Source organism: Alteromonas sp. ABD4_190, assembly GCF_056160105.1.
In genome coordinates this window covers 3,530,584-3,546,439 of record NZ_JBSWWN010000001.1, presented here as the reverse complement: position 1 = coordinate 3,546,439, position 15,856 = coordinate 3,530,584, and the positions used below count along the sequence as shown (strand labels likewise).

General features: G+C 45.2%; 15 protein-coding genes and 4 tRNA genes. 1 reads left to right on the top strand and 18 read right to left on the bottom strand.

What is annotated here, in order from left to right:
* Positions 1-70: 70 nt before the first annotated feature.
* The gene (locus tag ACXAFM_RS15480) at positions 71-2,584 is read right to left on the bottom strand and encodes a TonB-dependent receptor (protein ID WP_474835112.1); all 2,514 of its coding nucleotides are present in this window, start codon (positions 2,582-2,584) and stop codon (positions 71-73) included.
* A 450-nt stretch (positions 2,585-3,034) separates the two neighbouring features.
* On the opposite strand from ACXAFM_RS15480, the gene ACXAFM_RS15475 reads away from it, so the two are divergent.
* Positions 3,035-3,469, top strand: a complete 435-nt coding sequence (locus ACXAFM_RS15475; protein ID WP_474830645.1) for a hypothetical protein — start codon at positions 3,035-3,037, stop codon at positions 3,467-3,469.
* A 54-nt stretch (positions 3,470-3,523) separates the two neighbouring features.
* On the opposite strand, the gene ACXAFM_RS15470 is transcribed toward ACXAFM_RS15475, so the two are convergent.
* The 17 genes from ACXAFM_RS15470 to aspS form a co-directional block, all read right to left on the bottom strand.
* Positions 3,524-3,614, bottom strand: a tRNA-Ser gene (locus ACXAFM_RS15470).
* Positions 3,615-3,736: 122 nt separating this feature from the next.
* Positions 3,737-4,792 carry a quinolinate synthase NadA gene (gene nadA / locus ACXAFM_RS15465; protein WP_474830643.1) on the bottom strand — a complete coding sequence of 352 codons (1,056 nt, stop codon included), beginning with the start codon at positions 4,790-4,792 and terminating at the stop codon, positions 3,737-3,739.
* 241 nt (positions 4,793-5,033) lie between these two features.
* Positions 5,034-5,109 (bottom strand) — tRNA-Lys (locus ACXAFM_RS15460).
* 38 nt (positions 5,110-5,147) lie between these two features.
* Positions 5,148-5,223, bottom strand: a tRNA-Lys gene (locus ACXAFM_RS15455).
* 24 nt (positions 5,224-5,247) lie between these two features.
* A tRNA-Lys gene (locus ACXAFM_RS15450) sits at positions 5,248-5,323 on the bottom strand.
* A gap of 292 nt (positions 5,324-5,615) precedes the next feature.
* A complete protein-coding gene (gene ybgF / locus ACXAFM_RS15445) occupies positions 5,616-6,410 on the bottom strand; it encodes a tol-pal system protein YbgF (RefSeq protein WP_474835110.1) in 795 nt (264 codons plus the stop codon).
* Positions 6,410-6,976, bottom strand: coding sequence for a peptidoglycan-associated lipoprotein Pal (gene pal, locus ACXAFM_RS15440; protein WP_014948870.1), 567 nt, complete (start codon positions 6,974-6,976; stop codon positions 6,410-6,412). The genes ybgF and pal overlap by 1 nt, the downstream gene beginning before the upstream one ends.
* A 40-nt stretch (positions 6,977-7,016) precedes the next feature.
* The gene (gene tolB, locus ACXAFM_RS15435) at positions 7,017-8,372 is read right to left on the bottom strand and encodes a Tol-Pal system beta propeller repeat protein TolB (protein ID WP_168463684.1); all 1,356 of its coding nucleotides are present in this window, start codon (positions 8,370-8,372) and stop codon (positions 7,017-7,019) included.
* Positions 8,373-8,376: 4 nt separating this feature from the next.
* Positions 8,377-9,270 (bottom strand): cell envelope integrity protein TolA, encoded by an 894-nt coding sequence (gene tolA / locus ACXAFM_RS15430; protein WP_474835108.1) that lies wholly within the window; start codon positions 9,268-9,270, stop codon positions 8,377-8,379.
* A 7-nt stretch (positions 9,271-9,277) separates the two neighbouring features.
* Positions 9,278-9,697: a protein TolR gene (gene tolR, locus ACXAFM_RS15425; RefSeq protein ID WP_061485248.1), complete on the bottom strand. Its 420-nt coding sequence runs from the start codon at positions 9,695-9,697 to the stop codon at positions 9,278-9,280.
* A 29-nt stretch (positions 9,698-9,726) separates the two neighbouring features.
* Entirely contained in the window at positions 9,727-10,416 is a 690-nt protein-coding gene (gene tolQ, locus ACXAFM_RS15420; RefSeq protein ID WP_025254600.1) for a protein TolQ, read from the bottom strand.
* Complete coding sequence (gene ybgC, locus ACXAFM_RS15415) at positions 10,406-10,804, bottom strand: tol-pal system-associated acyl-CoA thioesterase (RefSeq protein ID WP_024015995.1); 399 nt, start codon at positions 10,802-10,804, stop codon at positions 10,406-10,408. Before ybgC ends, tolQ begins: the two co-directional genes overlap by 11 nt.
* Positions 10,805-11,390: 586 nt before the next feature.
* Positions 11,391-12,395, bottom strand: a complete 1,005-nt coding sequence (gene ruvB / locus ACXAFM_RS15410) for a Holliday junction branch migration DNA helicase RuvB (protein WP_474835106.1) — start codon at positions 12,393-12,395, stop codon at positions 11,391-11,393.
* Positions 12,396-12,463: 68 nt separating this feature from the next.
* Positions 12,464-13,084, bottom strand: a complete 621-nt coding sequence (ruvA, locus tag ACXAFM_RS15405) for a Holliday junction branch migration protein RuvA (protein WP_014948863.1) — start codon at positions 13,082-13,084, stop codon at positions 12,464-12,466.
* Positions 13,085-13,120: 36 nt separating this feature from the next.
* Entirely contained in the window at positions 13,121-13,639 is a 519-nt protein-coding gene (gene ruvC / locus ACXAFM_RS15400) for a crossover junction endodeoxyribonuclease RuvC (RefSeq protein WP_025254596.1), read from the bottom strand.
* Positions 13,639-14,079, bottom strand: a complete 441-nt coding sequence (gene nudB / locus ACXAFM_RS15395; protein ID WP_474835104.1) for a dihydroneopterin triphosphate diphosphatase — start codon at positions 14,077-14,079, stop codon at positions 13,639-13,641. Before nudB ends, ruvC begins: the two co-directional genes overlap by 1 nt.
* Before the next feature lie 3 nt (positions 14,080-14,082).
* Positions 14,083-15,843, bottom strand: coding sequence for an aspartate--tRNA ligase (gene aspS / locus ACXAFM_RS15390; protein WP_474835102.1), 1,761 nt, complete (start codon positions 15,841-15,843; stop codon positions 14,083-14,085).
* Positions 15,844-15,856 lie beyond the last annotated feature (13 nt).

Sequence of the window (15,856 nt, the reverse complement as noted above, 5' to 3'; positions counted from 1 at the left end):
AGCAGTAAAATAATAAAAAGCCAGCTACTTTCTGGCCATAGCTGGCTTTGCGTTGTGAAATTACGAGTTACTAGTCAAACATGTAAGATACTGTTGCGCCAAAAGTTCTTGGCTGACTTGGGTAAGCATTGAAGCTGCCAGCCTGTATGGGCGGTGGAAATGCTGACAAATAGTATTCATCATTGTTTAAATTCCTCACCCATAGTTGAACACTTATTCCGTTAGTAAAGGTTAATCCTGCACTGGCATTTAGCATATTAACTTCACGAGTGAGTTCAGGTGGAACATTCTCTACAAGTTGTGTCTCACTCTCATGTAGATAATCACTTCGAATAAAGCCAGTAGTGCCATTTTCGAATTCTAAGTGATAAGTGAGGCCTGCAACGAAGCTTCGTTCATGTATGCCTGCGGGCTGCGTACCTGAAAGATCGATTGGCCCATTCACGCCATTTGCACCAACAAAAGAGTCGTAAACTGGGTCTAAAATTGTCCCAGCAAAGCTAAATACTAAATTCTCTGTTACATCTAGAGTTGAATCAAATTCAAGACCCTGCGTTGACTGTTTCCCGGCGTTCGCCAACACGTACCCCGTACCTACAAATGTACTCGATTGAAAGCCTTCGATTGTTTGGTCGAACAGCGTGACGTTAAATGCTCCCCGTTTGAACCTTGCTTTTACCCCCAATTCATAAACCGTTGACTCTTCCGGCCCAGCATAGCGGGTTCCATACGTCTGATTAACACGCGCCAAATTGCCAGATTCCAGTGCCGATTGGTCAGAAGCAAACGGCCGTGTGTCGCGGGAAAGGTTCCATGAAGAGGCTTTGAAGCCTGTAGCAGCAGTAGCGAATACATTAAAGTTTTGATTAATCTCGTATGCGATACGCGCACTCCATGTCACTTTATCATCGTTAGTATTACCGTCTTCTACAGTATTAGGAAAAACGAGTTGCGGAGGCAAAAACTGAACGCCTTGAAGCGTGGGAATAAAACCAGCTAAAGCCGGTACCGCTGTTGATAACGGCACACCGAAAACTGTGGGATCATTTATGATGTCGATAGAGGACAACACTTCGTTATTGTTTTGTTCTACTGATACGTCTTTCTCGTCTTCTGTGTAACTGACGCCCACTGTTGTAGTGAGCCTATCTGAAATATGATAATCAAGATTAAAGAACACAGATAATGCATCATTTTTTTGTAGAAACTCGCTGTTCACGAACTGGTTTTCATTAAAAAAAGTGCCCGCCGGCTGACCATACAAAGGTTCAAACGCGCCAAGAAATCCATCTGGGAAAACTGCATCAAATGGCAACGGTGTGGGTAACGAAGCGAGTGCTTGTGCAACCCCCGAATTCAACAGAACATCAAAATATGGCCGAATGTTTTGTCCGTAGAATAAGGTATCACCTGTATCTACCTCTTCTGAGAAGTAGAACATCCCGAACATCCAATCTAATGTATTGTCACCAAGGGAAGTAAGGCGAAGTTCCTGAGTGAAGGTATCTATCTCTGTGTGCCCTTCCTCTGACAAAATATCGAGTGTTGTATAATCTACATCCGCGAAATAGTCAGATTTATTGTTTCTGTAAGCGGTGATAGAGGTTAACGCGAATGTATCAAAATCAACGTCGATTTGCAGAGAAACCCCGCCATCCTCTACAGTGTTACTGGGATTAAAATTCAGCGCAGATTTAAAAGCAAAGGGATCATCAGTCTCTAACACGGTACCGCCTAATGCACGTACGACAGCTGTTGTAGGTCCATTAATAACGTCCGCGACAGTGCAACAGCGTTCGTCTATCTCACTATAGTCAGCAATAAATCTAAACTTAACGTCAGTGCTAGGTTCGTATAAAGCCTGCCCTCTGATATTCCACCTATCACGATTATTTAGCGTATCTACACCATCAACAACGCTTTCAGTATAACCATCACGTTTGTTCACTCCACCAGACAAACTAAATGCAAGCTCATCGGTTATACCATTTGTATAGTACCCTTTTAGCAATCGCTGATCATAATTGCCTACTCCTAGCGTCAATTTACCCTCTTCGGTAAAAGAGGGCCCTTGCGTTCGTACACTTATTACCCCAGCCGATGCGTTTTTCCCAAAGAGTGTGCTTTGCGGGCCACTTAATACTTCAACCTGCTGGACGCGCGGTAAGTCACCAATTTGTGCGGCGGCTCTTGAACGGTATACACCGTCAATAAAAACCCCAACAGAAGGTTCAATTCCCGTGTTGTTCGCACCATTGCCAAAACCGCGAATCGAGAAATTGGTATTTGCTGAACGTTGTAAAGGGTTCACTCTTAATGTTGGCACTAACGCCTGTAAATCCTGAATATCTAGTACTTGAGTTTGCTCGATAGCTTCTCCGCTAGTAACAGACACAGCGATAGGCGTTTCCTGAAGCCCCGTACTTCGCTTAGAAGCGGTGATTAGTATTTGTTCATACAACTCGTCTTCAGCCTGTTCGTTAATTTCCTGCGACATAGCGGCGTGGCAATGCAAGCCTAAGCACAACGCAATTAATTTAGTAGTGCGGTTTAAGTTAAAGCGGGCGGGTAAGCGTTTACTCATCTTTTACGATTCTCTTGCTAATTATTGTTGTAAAGAGCCTTTGCTTGCGCGGCGAATTCAACATGGCTCAAAATTTAGTCGTAATTACAATAACTACGCATCATTCGAAATGTAAACAGAATGTATATAACATGATAATAAGAGTGATGACGGGTAAAACGATTACAATTTAGTCTAAAGCAAGAAAACAGAGGGATGTAGAGGAACCAAGTAGGAATTAAAAGGTGATATTTAATATTTTAATATATTGAAATCATTGAAATCGATTAGGTAACGCCGATTTCGTTAAAGAAAGTGAATATTGCTAAATGTTTACCTTCGTTTTGCGGCTTACCAATATCAACAATAAAAATACAAACACTTGATTATAAAATACTTTTTATCAACTAACTTGACAGAAGATATTAAAAAAATTATAAAGCGCGTTTTTAGTATAAAGCGAAGTCAAACATGTCAGAATTATCAACACCTGTAAAACAAACTGAAGCACACAAACTTATTGAAGGTTTATTGAAATCTAGCGATCCAACTGCCGAGCTAGATAAAATTTCTGAAGAGTACAATATCGCAAATTGGGGCCAAACTAATGCTGTTTCTGCCGACCTTTACGATGCCGTACGCGACTTACTTGGCAAAGGTGTAGTGACAGGTAACGACCTTGTTGCAGGAAAAGACACCATGGATCCAATTGTACATAAAGTACAGGAAGAAACAGAAAAGCTTATCGCCAATCCAAGCGAAGCAGACGCTGACCGTGTACAAACCTTTGTACTTGGCTTCCTACGCACTTTCGTGAGCCAACTACTTCACCCGGGTACAAAGAAAGCGATTTACGCGAAAAAGCTTCCTGACCTAATAAAAGTTTACCAGCAGGTTGCTAAGTAATCAGCGCTAATTTATACGCACAAAAAAACCGGCCTAAAGCCGGTTTTTTGTATTTGGCGGAGAGAGAGGGATTCGAACCCTCGATACGCTATAAACGTATACACACTTTCCAGGCGTGCGCCTTCAGCCACTCAGCCATCTCTCCAAATTTTGTATCAAGAAGATTTCAACTACGAAAACCTTTGAGCGCGCGTATAGTAGGTAAAGCCGCGCGCTTAATCAAGAACTTGCTGGAAAATATTCAACAAGTGCTTATAAAACGTGCGCTTATAGCCCGCCTTTCGCTTTTAACTCGGCTGAGAAGTTAAGCATGCGATCAAGTGGAATAAGTGCACCTTTACGCAATTCATCATCAACAAAGATTTCGTGCCCATCAGTTTCGCCTGTTAAAGAGGCCTTAATCGCTTCTAAGCCGTTCATTGCCATCCAAGGGCAGTGAGCACAGCTTTTACAAGTAGCGCCGTTACCGCCCGTTGGAGCCTCTATAAACGTCTTCTCTGGCGTAAGCTGTTGCATCTTGTAAAAGATGCCTTTGTCAGTGGCAACAATGAAGGTGTCGTTACCCATGGTTTGCGATGCTTTTATCAATTGACTGGTTGAGCCAACTGCATCCGCCATCTCTACCACGCTGGCTGGTGATTCAGGGTGAACCAGTACTGCAGCGTTAGGGTATAGCGCCTTCATGTCTGCAAGCTTCTGCGCAGAGAACTCATCGTGAACAATACACTCGCCCTGCCACATTAGCATGTCGGCACCGGTTTGCTTGGCAATGTAAGAGCCTAAGTGTCTGTCAGGGCCCCAAATGATCTTTTTGCCCTGGCTGTCTAAGTGCTCAACGATTTCAAGCGCGATGCTTGAGGTCACTACCCAATCAGCGCGCGCTTTCACAGCGGCCGAAGTATTAGCGTAAACCACAACGGTGTGGTCAGGGTGCTGATCACAAAACTCGCTGAACTCTTTTACCGGGCAACCAATATCAAGCGAACAGGTCGCTTCAAGGGTAGGCATTAGTACGGTTTTTTCAGGGCTAAGAATTTTTGCCGTTTCACCCATGAAGCGAACGCCAGCAACAATTAATGTTTGCTCTTCTACATCTCTACCAAATCGCGCCATTTCTAAAGAGTCAGCTACACAACCGCCAGTTTCTTCAGCAAGCGCCTGAATTTCATGGTCGGTGTAATAGTGTGCGACAAGCACAGCGTTGCGAGCCTTTAGTAAGGCTTTGATCTCTGCCTTTAACTCAGCTTTACGTGCTTCTGATAATGGCTGTGGTTTTGCTGGGAACGGGTACTCTACCTGATCCACTCGAAATGCTACTGACATTAACCTACATCTCTGTTGCGACAAGGGTGCGGATTATACCCAACTGTCATAAAAATTACATACTACCTATTCAACATAAGCGTAATTAAATAGTCGTATTTGTACTTACCTTTCTACTACATGGGGTTAAGTTAACCAGATCAAAGTAAAAATGAGATAAGTGACAGTGCAAAAAGAAATATAAGTTGGATTTCAGAAAGTGTGATTTGAGTAGCGTTGTTTGAACATTAAGAAGACTTGATGGTGGGTCGTGCTGGATTCGAACCAGCGACCAATTGATTAAAAGTCAACTGCTCTACCAACTGAGCTAACGACCCATCAAGTGACACAAAGATAAGTTTAGCAATTCAAATGATGGTGGGTCGTGCTGGATTCGAACCAGCGACCAATTGATTAAAAGTCAACTGCTCTACCAACTGAGCTAACGACCCATCATTTGATGCTAGGAGAGAAAGTGGTGGGTCGTGCTGGATTCGAACCAGCGACCAATTGATTAAAAGTCAACTGCTCTACCAACTGAGCTAACGACCCTTTCTTTCCTGTTGTTACCTGTGTCTCGGCAACGGCGGCATATAATACTCAGATTTTTATTCGACGCAACCCATAACGTCCTTTTATTTTCATTTTTCTGTCAAATTACGACTAAACGGTCAAAATGAAAACAAATCGCTGAGTATTTATACCAGTACTAAATGAGTTTAGTCAGGTTTCTACGAAATACAGTGAAATTTAGTGCAGAAGTTTTATGCACTCTAAATGGAATTTTTTGAAACAAACTTTTCTCTAACTCATAAAAAAGCCTCTTTAAAAGAGGCTTTGTTCATTACAAGTTATTTAACCGAGATTCAGCGAGGCGCTTTGCTGAAGAATCTGGATATTCATTTACAACTTGTTGAAATAGCTGGCGAGCTGTTGAACTGTCTCCCGTTCGCTCAGCAATGACACCTAGTTTTAATAAGGCGTCAGGACGCTTAGCAGAATCGGTAAAGCGATTAGCTACAATATTAAATTGCTCACTTGCTTCGCTCCACTGCTGCTTATTAAACAACAGTTGCCCTAACCAATAGTGCGCATTTGGCGCGTAACCACTGTTGGGAAAGCGTGAAATGAACGATTGAAACGCAGGAATCGCTTTATCGTACTCACGAGACTTAAGGATCAAATTCACCGCATTCTCGTAGGCTTCATCTTCACCTGCTTGCGGTGCTTGCGTTGGTGTAGGTGCTGTAGGAGAGCTTACAGAGCCCGAATCAACACCGGCACTAGGCATGGCACTACCTTGTAGCGCGCCACTTTGCTTAAGTGCTTCTACGCGTTTATCTATTTCAAGGTAAAGCTCACGCTGACGCTCAAGTACTTTTTGCAGTTCATTGGTATTAACCTCAACCGCACCACGCAGCTGGTCGACCTCCATTTGCATGTTATCTAACTGCGTTTGCAACCTGTGCTGCATTTCAGTTCGACTCTTAACAATACGCTCAAGCACTACAATACGCTGCTCTAATTCACTGCCGCCATTGGCGTCTACCACAGGCGCTTGCGCAAATGCGGTAGAAACAGCAAGGGCGGCACATAAAGTGACGCCCATTTTTAATGTCTTATTCGTAAGAATAGTCATTAGCGGTAAACAACCACTCCGCGACGGTTTTGAGCAAATGCATACTCAGTAGAACCCATCACTGCTGGTTTTTCTTCGCCGTATGAAACTACTGTTACTTGGCTGCTGCTTACGCCAGCATTAAGTAGGTAAGTTTCAACAGACTGTGCACGACGTTCGCCTAGCGCAATGTTGTACTCTGGCGTACCACGGCTGTCAGTGTGACCTTCAATAGTCACTTTAGTGCTTGGGTTTTTCACCAAGAACGCCGCGTGCTTGTCTAGAATACGCTGAAACTCTGGCTTAATGCTTGAGCGGTCAAAGTCAAAGTAAACGGTTTGTTCGTTCTTCAGCGCTTCCATTTCTTGCTGAACCATTTCTTCCTGACGCTTCATACGCTGTGCAGCTTCTGCTTTAACGCGCTGTGCTTCTGCTTCACGTGCTTCCGCTTCCGCAGCCGCTTGTTCTTGAGCAAGACGGTTACGCTCTGCTGCCAATTCTTCTTCGCTAGGGCCTGAAGAACATGCCATCATTGTCACTACTGGCAATGCGATAATGAAGCTCTTCATCACTTTATTCATTTGCATCCTACTAATCCTTAAATTTTATTGTTTAGTCGTTAAATTGTTAGAACAAAAATGGTGACCAACTTGGCGATTTAACTTGCCCATTGGCTGCTGGTAACCTAGCTTTAAAACGCCCATCTAAAGAAACCAGTGACAACACTTGGGTCCCCTCGTGAAGGGTGCTGTATATAATCATGCTTCCGTTCGGCGCTACGCTTGGTGATTCATCTAAGTACGTCCGTGTCAGTACTTGAGGTGATCCACCATCCAAAGACTGCTTCGCAATGTGATAGTTCCCATTAGTTTGGTTAACCATGATCATTTGCTTGCCGTCAGGGGTTAGCGTACCGCCAAGGTTCTGTTCACCTACAAAGGTAACGCGCCTTACTTTCCCAGAATTTAAATTTACGCTATATATCTGGGGTTTACCACCCCGTTCCGAGCTAAATATTAAACCGCTGCCATCGGGTAGCCATGCAGGCTCCGTATCAATCGCTCTATTGCGTGTAACTCGGCGAAGATTTTTTGTCGCTAAGTCCATCACATAGAGTTCAGGGTTTCCATCTTTCGACAAAACCATAGCAAGTTGCTTGCCATCTGGTGAAAACGTAGGACTACTGTTTATTCCTGGAAAATCAGTAATACGTGTACGTTCACTGGTGTAAATATCTTGAATGAATATTTGCGGTCTACGGTTTTCAAAGCTTACATAGGCTAGCTTCTCACCGTCAGGTGACCATACTGGCGACATAAGTGGCTCAGGAGACGACAGCAGACGGGTTTCGTTCTCGCCATCATAATCTGCAATCACTAATTGATAAGGCTTATCCACGGTGTCGCGGTCGCGAACAATGACATAAGCAATTTTCGTTAAAAATGCACCGCGAACACCGGTTAATTTTTCATAGACAATGTCGCTAATTCGATGCGCATACTGGCGAAAATCTCGGCCGTTGATCACTGCCTGACGGGCAGCTAGTACGTGATCATTACTCGATACCAAATTGCCGTCTTTGAGTACTTTAGCTTGCCCATTGTCAACTTGCCCTTTAAGTACATCAATCAACTCATAGGATACAAGGTAACGGTCGCCTCCTTGTGGCTCAATACTTCCCACTAATACAGTATCGACTCCAAGTGTCGCCCATGCTGTGTAAGACACTTGCTCAGCGGTTTCTGGGTACTGTGGCATTTTATCGACAGATACCGGATTAAACTTACCACTACGCATTAAGTCGGCCATCACCACTTTAGAAATATCGCCAGGCATACTGCCCTGACCTTTCCATTTAAATGGCACAACCCCGATTGGACGTGCACTATCTACGCCCTCGGTTATCACAATTTCTAAGGATGCAAATACTTTGACACTAAAGGCCATCGTAATAAGCGCTATCCATAAACCTAGTTTTTTCATACCACTATAATTCCACTTTTAAAGTAATGTCTTTTAACTGCTCGTAAACGTCTGGCGCTTCAGATACCGGTAACTTTTCAGCCCTGCGAACCGCGCTTTCAGCCGCTCTACACAGCGCGTCATTGCCGCCGAGTACGCGAATACTGGTCACAAACCCTGTCGTTGCTAACCGAATATTCAATCGACAGGTTTTACCTTGATAGCTGTCGTCTGAATACAAGTTGCGTTTAATAGTTTGCTGAATAAGTGCGGTATAACGCTCTACTTCAGTAAGTACCTGTTTTCGCCTACGTTCTTGCTGAGCGGCTTGTTCTTGCGCTAACTGCTCTTGCATGATCCTTTCCATTTCAGCGCGTTCAGCCGCTTCTTTTTTCTTCCGCTCAGCCTCAGCTTTCGCTTTTGCTTCGCGTTCCTTACGCTCTTGTTCCTTCTGCGCCGCTAAGCGCTCCAAGTCTTTTTGACGTTTCGCTTCAGCAGCTTCTGCTTCACGCTTCTCTTTCGCACGCTTGGCTGCTAGCTGTTGCTGACGCTTTTTCTCTGCTGCCGCCTGTGCTTTTCTTTGCTTTTCTTGCTCTTCGGCTCTTGCTTGAGCTTCAGCTTGTGCCTGCTCCCTTTTTTGATCCGCAATCGCTTGCGCATCAATAAAGGTTGCTTCTATTACAGGCGCATTTGACGGCATACTCGGCAGAGGTTCAGGAGAAAAACTGACGCTAATTAGCAACAGTGCAGCAATAAAAAGATGCAAACCTATAGATTTGTAAAGCCCGATTTGTTCTAGGCTTATCCCACTGGCTTGCTTGGCACTTTTGCCGTTCTTTTTATCGCCACTTACACCGTTACTCGCGTTGTTTGAGTGGATAGCGGTTGACGTGCTTTTCGACACTTCAGGTTTCGACATATCTATATTACTCAACCGGATCCGTCATTAACCCCACTGAAGGCACACCCGCTTGCTGTAATAACACCATTAGCTGTATCACTTCGTTATACGCTACTTGTCCATCGCCTTTAACCACTACGGGCGTGTTGGGCTCTTTGGTCAATTGTGCTTTTACAATAGCGCCAAGCTCATCTTCGCTAATTGGCGATTCCTGGTCTTCTCCTACATTAAGGAAGTAGCGACCTTTAACATCCACTGACGCAATAATAGGTGGTGTATCTTCCTGCTCTATCGGGTTGGCACTGGCTTTAGGCAAATCTACCTTTACCCCTTGAGAAATAAGCGGCGCCGTTACCATAAAGATAATAAGCAATACCAACATCACGTCGATGTAAGGCACTACGTTTATCTCTGATACGGGCCTGCGGCGTTTTCTTACATACATAACAAGTCCTCCGTTTGGAATGTAAACGCTTAGGCTTGTTGTTGTGCTTGCGCAGCAACGGCTTGGCGGTGAAGAATTGCAGAGAACTCTTCCATAAAGTTGCCGTAGCTATTTTCTAGCTTCTCAACTTGGTGGCTGAAACGGTTGTATGCGATTACAGCTGGGATAGCTGCGAATAGACCAATAGCGGTTGCAATAAGCGCTTCTGCAATACCAGGTGCAACCATTGCAAGGGTAGCTTGCTGCACTTCACCTAGTGCGATGAAGGCATTCATGATCCCCCACACAGTGCCGAATAGACCGATGTAAGGGCTAATTGAGCCCGCCGTGGCTAAAAAGGGTAAACGACTTTCTAATTCTTCGACTTGGCGAGACATAGAAACACGCATGGCACGATATGTACCGTCAACAATGCCGTTGGTGGCAGTGTTAGATTTGCGTAGGCGAACAAACTCTTTAAAGCCTGAGCAAAAGATGCTGCCCATGCCTGTTAGGTTAGTTCTGGCGGAAAGTTCTTGATAAAGACGATTCAGGTCAGCACCCGACCAAAACTTGTCTTCAAACTGACGCATTTCATTACGTGCAGCTGAAAGCGCCTTGCTTCGTTGAAATATAAATGTCCAAGACGCGACTGAAACGCTTAATAGTAGAAGCATAACAAGTTGAACAATAAAGCTTGCTTGTAAGAACAAGCCAATAAAAGTGAGATCAGATGACACGCGAAATTTCCCCTAACAAAGTACGTGGTAATCTTTTTGGCTTCATTACAGCCAAATCGACGCAGGCAACCTTAATATTTCCAGATACTAAGGTAACGCCTTGTTCATTTTTAATATTTTGTTGAAACGTCATACTAGCGCCTTTTAATTCTACAACGCGAGTTTCAATACTCAACAGTTGATTGAACCGTGCAGGCGCATAGTTATGCATTTCAACGTGTTTGACGACGAAAGCGATGGATTGTTCCATTAGCGTGTCTTGTTCAAAACCTAGCTCGCGAAGCCACTCTGTACGGGCTCGTTCCATAAACTTTAGGTAATTCGCATAATAGACGATACCGCCTGCGTCGGTATCTTCGTAATACACTCTTACCTGATGTAAATGCATAACTATTCCTTCACCAAAAAATATAATAATCCAAACCAAAGTTAAACTAACGAATTAGCACGATAAGATGCAGAACAAAACCACGCCACAGAGCCCATAAAAGCTAACATTTAATCAAAATTAAACCAACCCGAAACACCTAGTTAACACATTAGTTTTTCTAATCCAAACTAACAATTTTACTCAATTGTAGTTTTCTCTGCTCTACCTATAATGCACAGCATCAGTCGTACAGAGCGTGATGGTGCTTAGCACGGTCATGCAAGAGTTATTCTCCTGTTAGACATGAGTTCCCTGGATTTATTTCCTTCAACACTTGTTGTTTTAGCCCGCTCAATGAGCGGGCTTTTTTTTGCCTGTAATTTAGCATCTGTACAAAACAAAATATTAGCGGCTCATGCTTAACTTGCACTACGCAATAATTCGCTATCAACTTTCAATGCTCTGAACTGACGGCTTCCCCCATACGAGCATTTTCTTGTAGCGTTTGAAACGGCTTCTGTATTTTCTGTGTTGCCAAAAAAAGCCCAGCAATCCTGCTAGGCCTTTAAAACGAATCTGAACCTTCTTACAAAGGGACGGTAAATTATTCAGACGGAGCGAAGCCAAAGTGAAGATAGGCTCGCTGAGACACAATACGGCCTCGAGGCGTGCGCTGTAAAAAGCCCTGTTGAATAAGGAAGGGTTCAATCACGTCTTCTATGGTTTCTTTCTCTTCACCAATGGCCGCAGCCAAATTGTCTAAGCCTACTGGCCCACCATCAAACTTTTCGATAATAGCTGTAAGCAATTTGCGGTCCATGTAATCGAAACCTTCTTTATCAACGTCAAGCATATCCAGTGCCTTCGCTGCCGTATCGGCTCCCACCGTGCCGTCTGCTTTAATTTCTGCGTAGTCTCGAACACGGCGTAACAAACGATTAGCAATACGCGGCGTGCCACGCGAGCGACGTGCAACTTCTTGCGCACCTTCATCGTTCATGTCTAAATTCAGATAGCTCGCACTTCTTGCCACAATACTGGTAAGGTCTTTTACGTTGTAAAACTCAAGGCGTTGAACAATGCCGAAACGGTCGCGTAATGGCGACGTTAGCGAGCCTGCGCGGGTGGTAGCGCCTACCAGCGTAAAAGGAGGAAGGTCTAGCTTAATCGAACGGGCGGCAGGCCCCTCGCCTATCATAATATCAAGCTGGTAGTCTTCCATGGCAGGATAAAGAATTTCTTCTACCACTGGACTTAAGCGATGTATTTCGTCTATGAACAAAACATCATTGCGCTCAAGATTGGTAAGCAGTGCAGCCAAGTCGCCAGCTTTCTCAAGCACAGGGCCTGACGTGGTTTTAATGTTCACGCCCATTTCATTTGCGACAATATTGGCAAGCGTGGTTTTGCCCAGTCCTGGCGGACCAAAAATAAGTAGATGGTCTAGCGCATCGTCGCGATTACGCGCAGCTTGAATAAAAATTTCCATTTGCTCACATACGTGAGGCTGCCCCGTATAATCTTCCAGCATTTTAGGGCGAATGGCGCGGTCGATGACCTCGTCTTCGGTTCTTGCTTCAGGCGTAATCAGTCTGTCGGCTTCAATCATGATAGTTCTACTTTAAACGGTGACGTGAAGACAGGCAGACTAATAACCGCTGTCTTCGTTGAGCGCCATTATATGGCCGCTTTTAATGATTCGCGAATAAGGGCTTCGCTTTCCATGCCCTCTTTATATACGCTGTCGACTAACTTGCTCGCTTGAGCAGGTTTATAGCCCAGTGCAATAAGCGCGCTTTGTGCTTCTTCCCGAGCGTCGTTTACAGCAACAATAGTGTTGGTGGATAGCAAGTCGCCACTTGGAGGTGGTACAGCAATACTCTGCGCCTTACCAAATTTTGCTAAGCGGTCTTTAAGCTCTACCACTAAACGCTCTGCGGTTTTCTTACCTATACCCGGTAAGCTGACGAGCGCAGAAACGTCTTCATTTTGTACGCTCGCCAAGAACTGGCTTGCCGACATTCCAGATAAAATAGCGAGGCCTAACTTCGGGCCTACACCATTGGCTTTGATCAATTCTCTAAAAAGCCCTCTTTCCATTTTATCAGCAAAACCAAACAGTAACTGGGCGTCTTCACGAACCACAAAGTGTGTGTACACCACCACTTCTTCACCCACCGCGGGAAGCTGGTAGAAACTGGTCATAGGCATGTGAATTTCGTAGCCAACGCCGGCTACATCTACAAGAATTTCTGGAGGCTGTTTCTCAGCCAACGTACCGCGAATTCGTCCAATCATGAATTATCTCTGTAAAAGCGTGAGCTTCGAGCAGTGTTAGCGCAAACGACCACGAACGGTTTTTCGGGCTTGCCCTGCCATGTTTATCAGGCTCTGTTCGGTGTGTGCATGACACAAGGCAACGGCTAATGCATCGGCAGCATCGGCCTGTGGCGTGCCGCTTAAATTCAGCAGGTGTTTTACCATGTGCTGAACTTGCGTTTTATCTGCACCACCTTTTCCAACTACCGACTGCTTAATTTGCCTTGCGCTGTATTCAGCAACAGGAAGTTGCGCTTGAGTGGCTGCAACGATAGCTGCACCTCTCGCTTGACCAAGCTTTAACGCTGAATCAGGGTTTTTCGCCATGAATACTTGCTCAATAGCAAACTGTTCAGGTTTATATTGGCGAATAATATCGCCAACCCCGGTAAAAATGTTAGCAAGACGTGAAGGCAAATCGGTTGTACCAACGCGAATACATCCGCTTGCTACATACACTAGCTTACCTTGCTTTCGCGCTATTATGCCGTAGCCTGTAATCCGAGAACCTGGATCTATACCCAGTATAACCATTAAGGCACACTCGGTACAAACAAAGATACCGCTTCTTTATTAGAGGGAGACCATAAACGCGTTAACGCTTCATCTTTTGACACCCATTCGTACTGCAAATGCTCTGTCAAAACAATAGGTAAATCGCTGTTTATTTGGAGGGAAAATACGTGCTCTGTATTGTGCACAGTACCTGGGGGATAACGGTGTAGCCAGCGGCTACGAATTTCATATTGGTTTTGCTTATCGTGGTCGTTAACCACAAAGCCGTGTGCTTTGGCATCGATGCCAATTTCTTCACACACTTCACGATATGCCGTTTCTAAGGGTAACTCCCCCTCTTCTAGCGCGCCGGTTACCGACTGCCAAAAGGTGGGGTCGTCTTGTCGTTGCAAAAGCAGCACTCGGTAGTGTTGGTCATACAACACTACCAGTGCAGATTCAGGCTTCTTATACGCCATAAATTACGATTGCTTTTTCACCGTTGCAATAGCTAACTCTTCAAGCTGCTGTGGGTTTGCAGGGCTAGGCGCCGATGTTAACGGACATGCCGCTGTGGTCGTTTTCGGGAATGCCATTACATCGCGAATCGAGGTTGCGCCCGTCATTAGCATTACTAAACGGTCTAGACCAAACGCAAGACCTGCATGCGGTGGCGCACCAAAGCGAAGTGCATCAAGCAAGAAGCCAAACTTGTTCTTCGCTTCTTCATCGTCAATGCCAAGAATGTTGAATACCGTAGACTGCATGTCTTCATTGTGAATACGTACAGAACCACCGCCTAATTCAACGCCGTTCAATACCATATCGTAAGCGTCAGATAAGGCTTCAGCTGGGTTAGCTTTAAGTTCTTCTGGCGTTAGACCACGTGGTGCAGTAAACGGGTGATGGATAGCGTGAAGCTGACCGTCAAATTCTTCGAACATTGGGAAGTCAACAACCCAAAGTGGTTTCCACTCGCCTTCAAGAAGCTCAAAGTCTTCACCAAGCTTAAGACGAAGTGCGCCCATCGCTTCGGTAACCACAGTGTAGCTGTCTGCACCGAACAATAGAATATCGCCACTTTGTGCGCCAGTGCGCTCTAGCATGGCGTTAGTGATGTCTTCAGTTAGGAATTTAAGGATTGGCGACTGTAGGCCTTCAAGACCAGCGCCAGCATCGTTAACTTTAATCCATGCTAGGCCTTTCGCGCCGTAAATACCTACGAACTTGGTGTATTCGTCAATTTGCTTGCGCGAAAGTGACGCACCGCCAGGTACACGGATAGCCGCGACGCGACCTTTAGGGTCGTTTGCTGGGCCGCTGAATACTTTAAAGTCAACGTTAGCAAGCAAGTCTGCAACGTCTGTTAACTCTAGCGGGTTACGTAGGTCTGGCTTGTCGCTACCAAAGCGCTTCATGGCTTCTGCGTAAGTCATACGCGGGAAGTCGCCAAGGTCAACATCTAGCATTTTGTTGAACAAGTCGCGGATCATACGTTCTGTGATAGACATTACGCCATCGGCATCTAAGAACGTGGTCTCAATATCGATTTGGGTAAATTCTGGCTGACGGTCGGCACGTAAGTCTTCGTCGCGGAAGCACTTAACAATTTGATAGTAACGGTCCATGCCCGACATCATCAGAAGCTGTTTGAAAAGCTGAGGCGATTGGGGAAGTGCGAAGAATTCACCTTTGTGCGTGCGGCTTGGCACTAGGTAGTCACGTGCACCTTCTGGCGTTGCCTTAGTAAGAATAGGCGTTTCAATATCAAGGAAACCTTCTTCTTCTAGGAAGCGACGTACAGCACCGGTTACTTTTGCACGGAACTGTAAACGCTGGCTCATTACAGGACGGCGAAGGTCTAGATAACGATAACGAAGGCGCTGTTCTTCTGAGTTTTCTTGGTTCCAGTCCAGTGGAAGTACGTCAGACTTGTTGATCACTTCAAGGCCTGTGCCTAGGATCTCAATCTCACCTGTGCGCATGTCTTTATTAACTTGACCTTCAGGGCGCGCACGTACTTTACCCGTTAGCTTTACGCAGAATTCACTACGTAGGGTATTAGCTACCGATAGCACGTCTGGTAAATCTGGGTCGAACACCACTTGTACGATACCTTCGCGGTCGCGTAAGTCGATGAAAATTACACCGCCTAAATCGCGACGCTTATTAACCCACCCGCAAAGGGTAACTTCTTGTCCAATGTATGATGAATCGATATTCCCACAGTAATCTGTGCGCATGGTCCTTGACCCC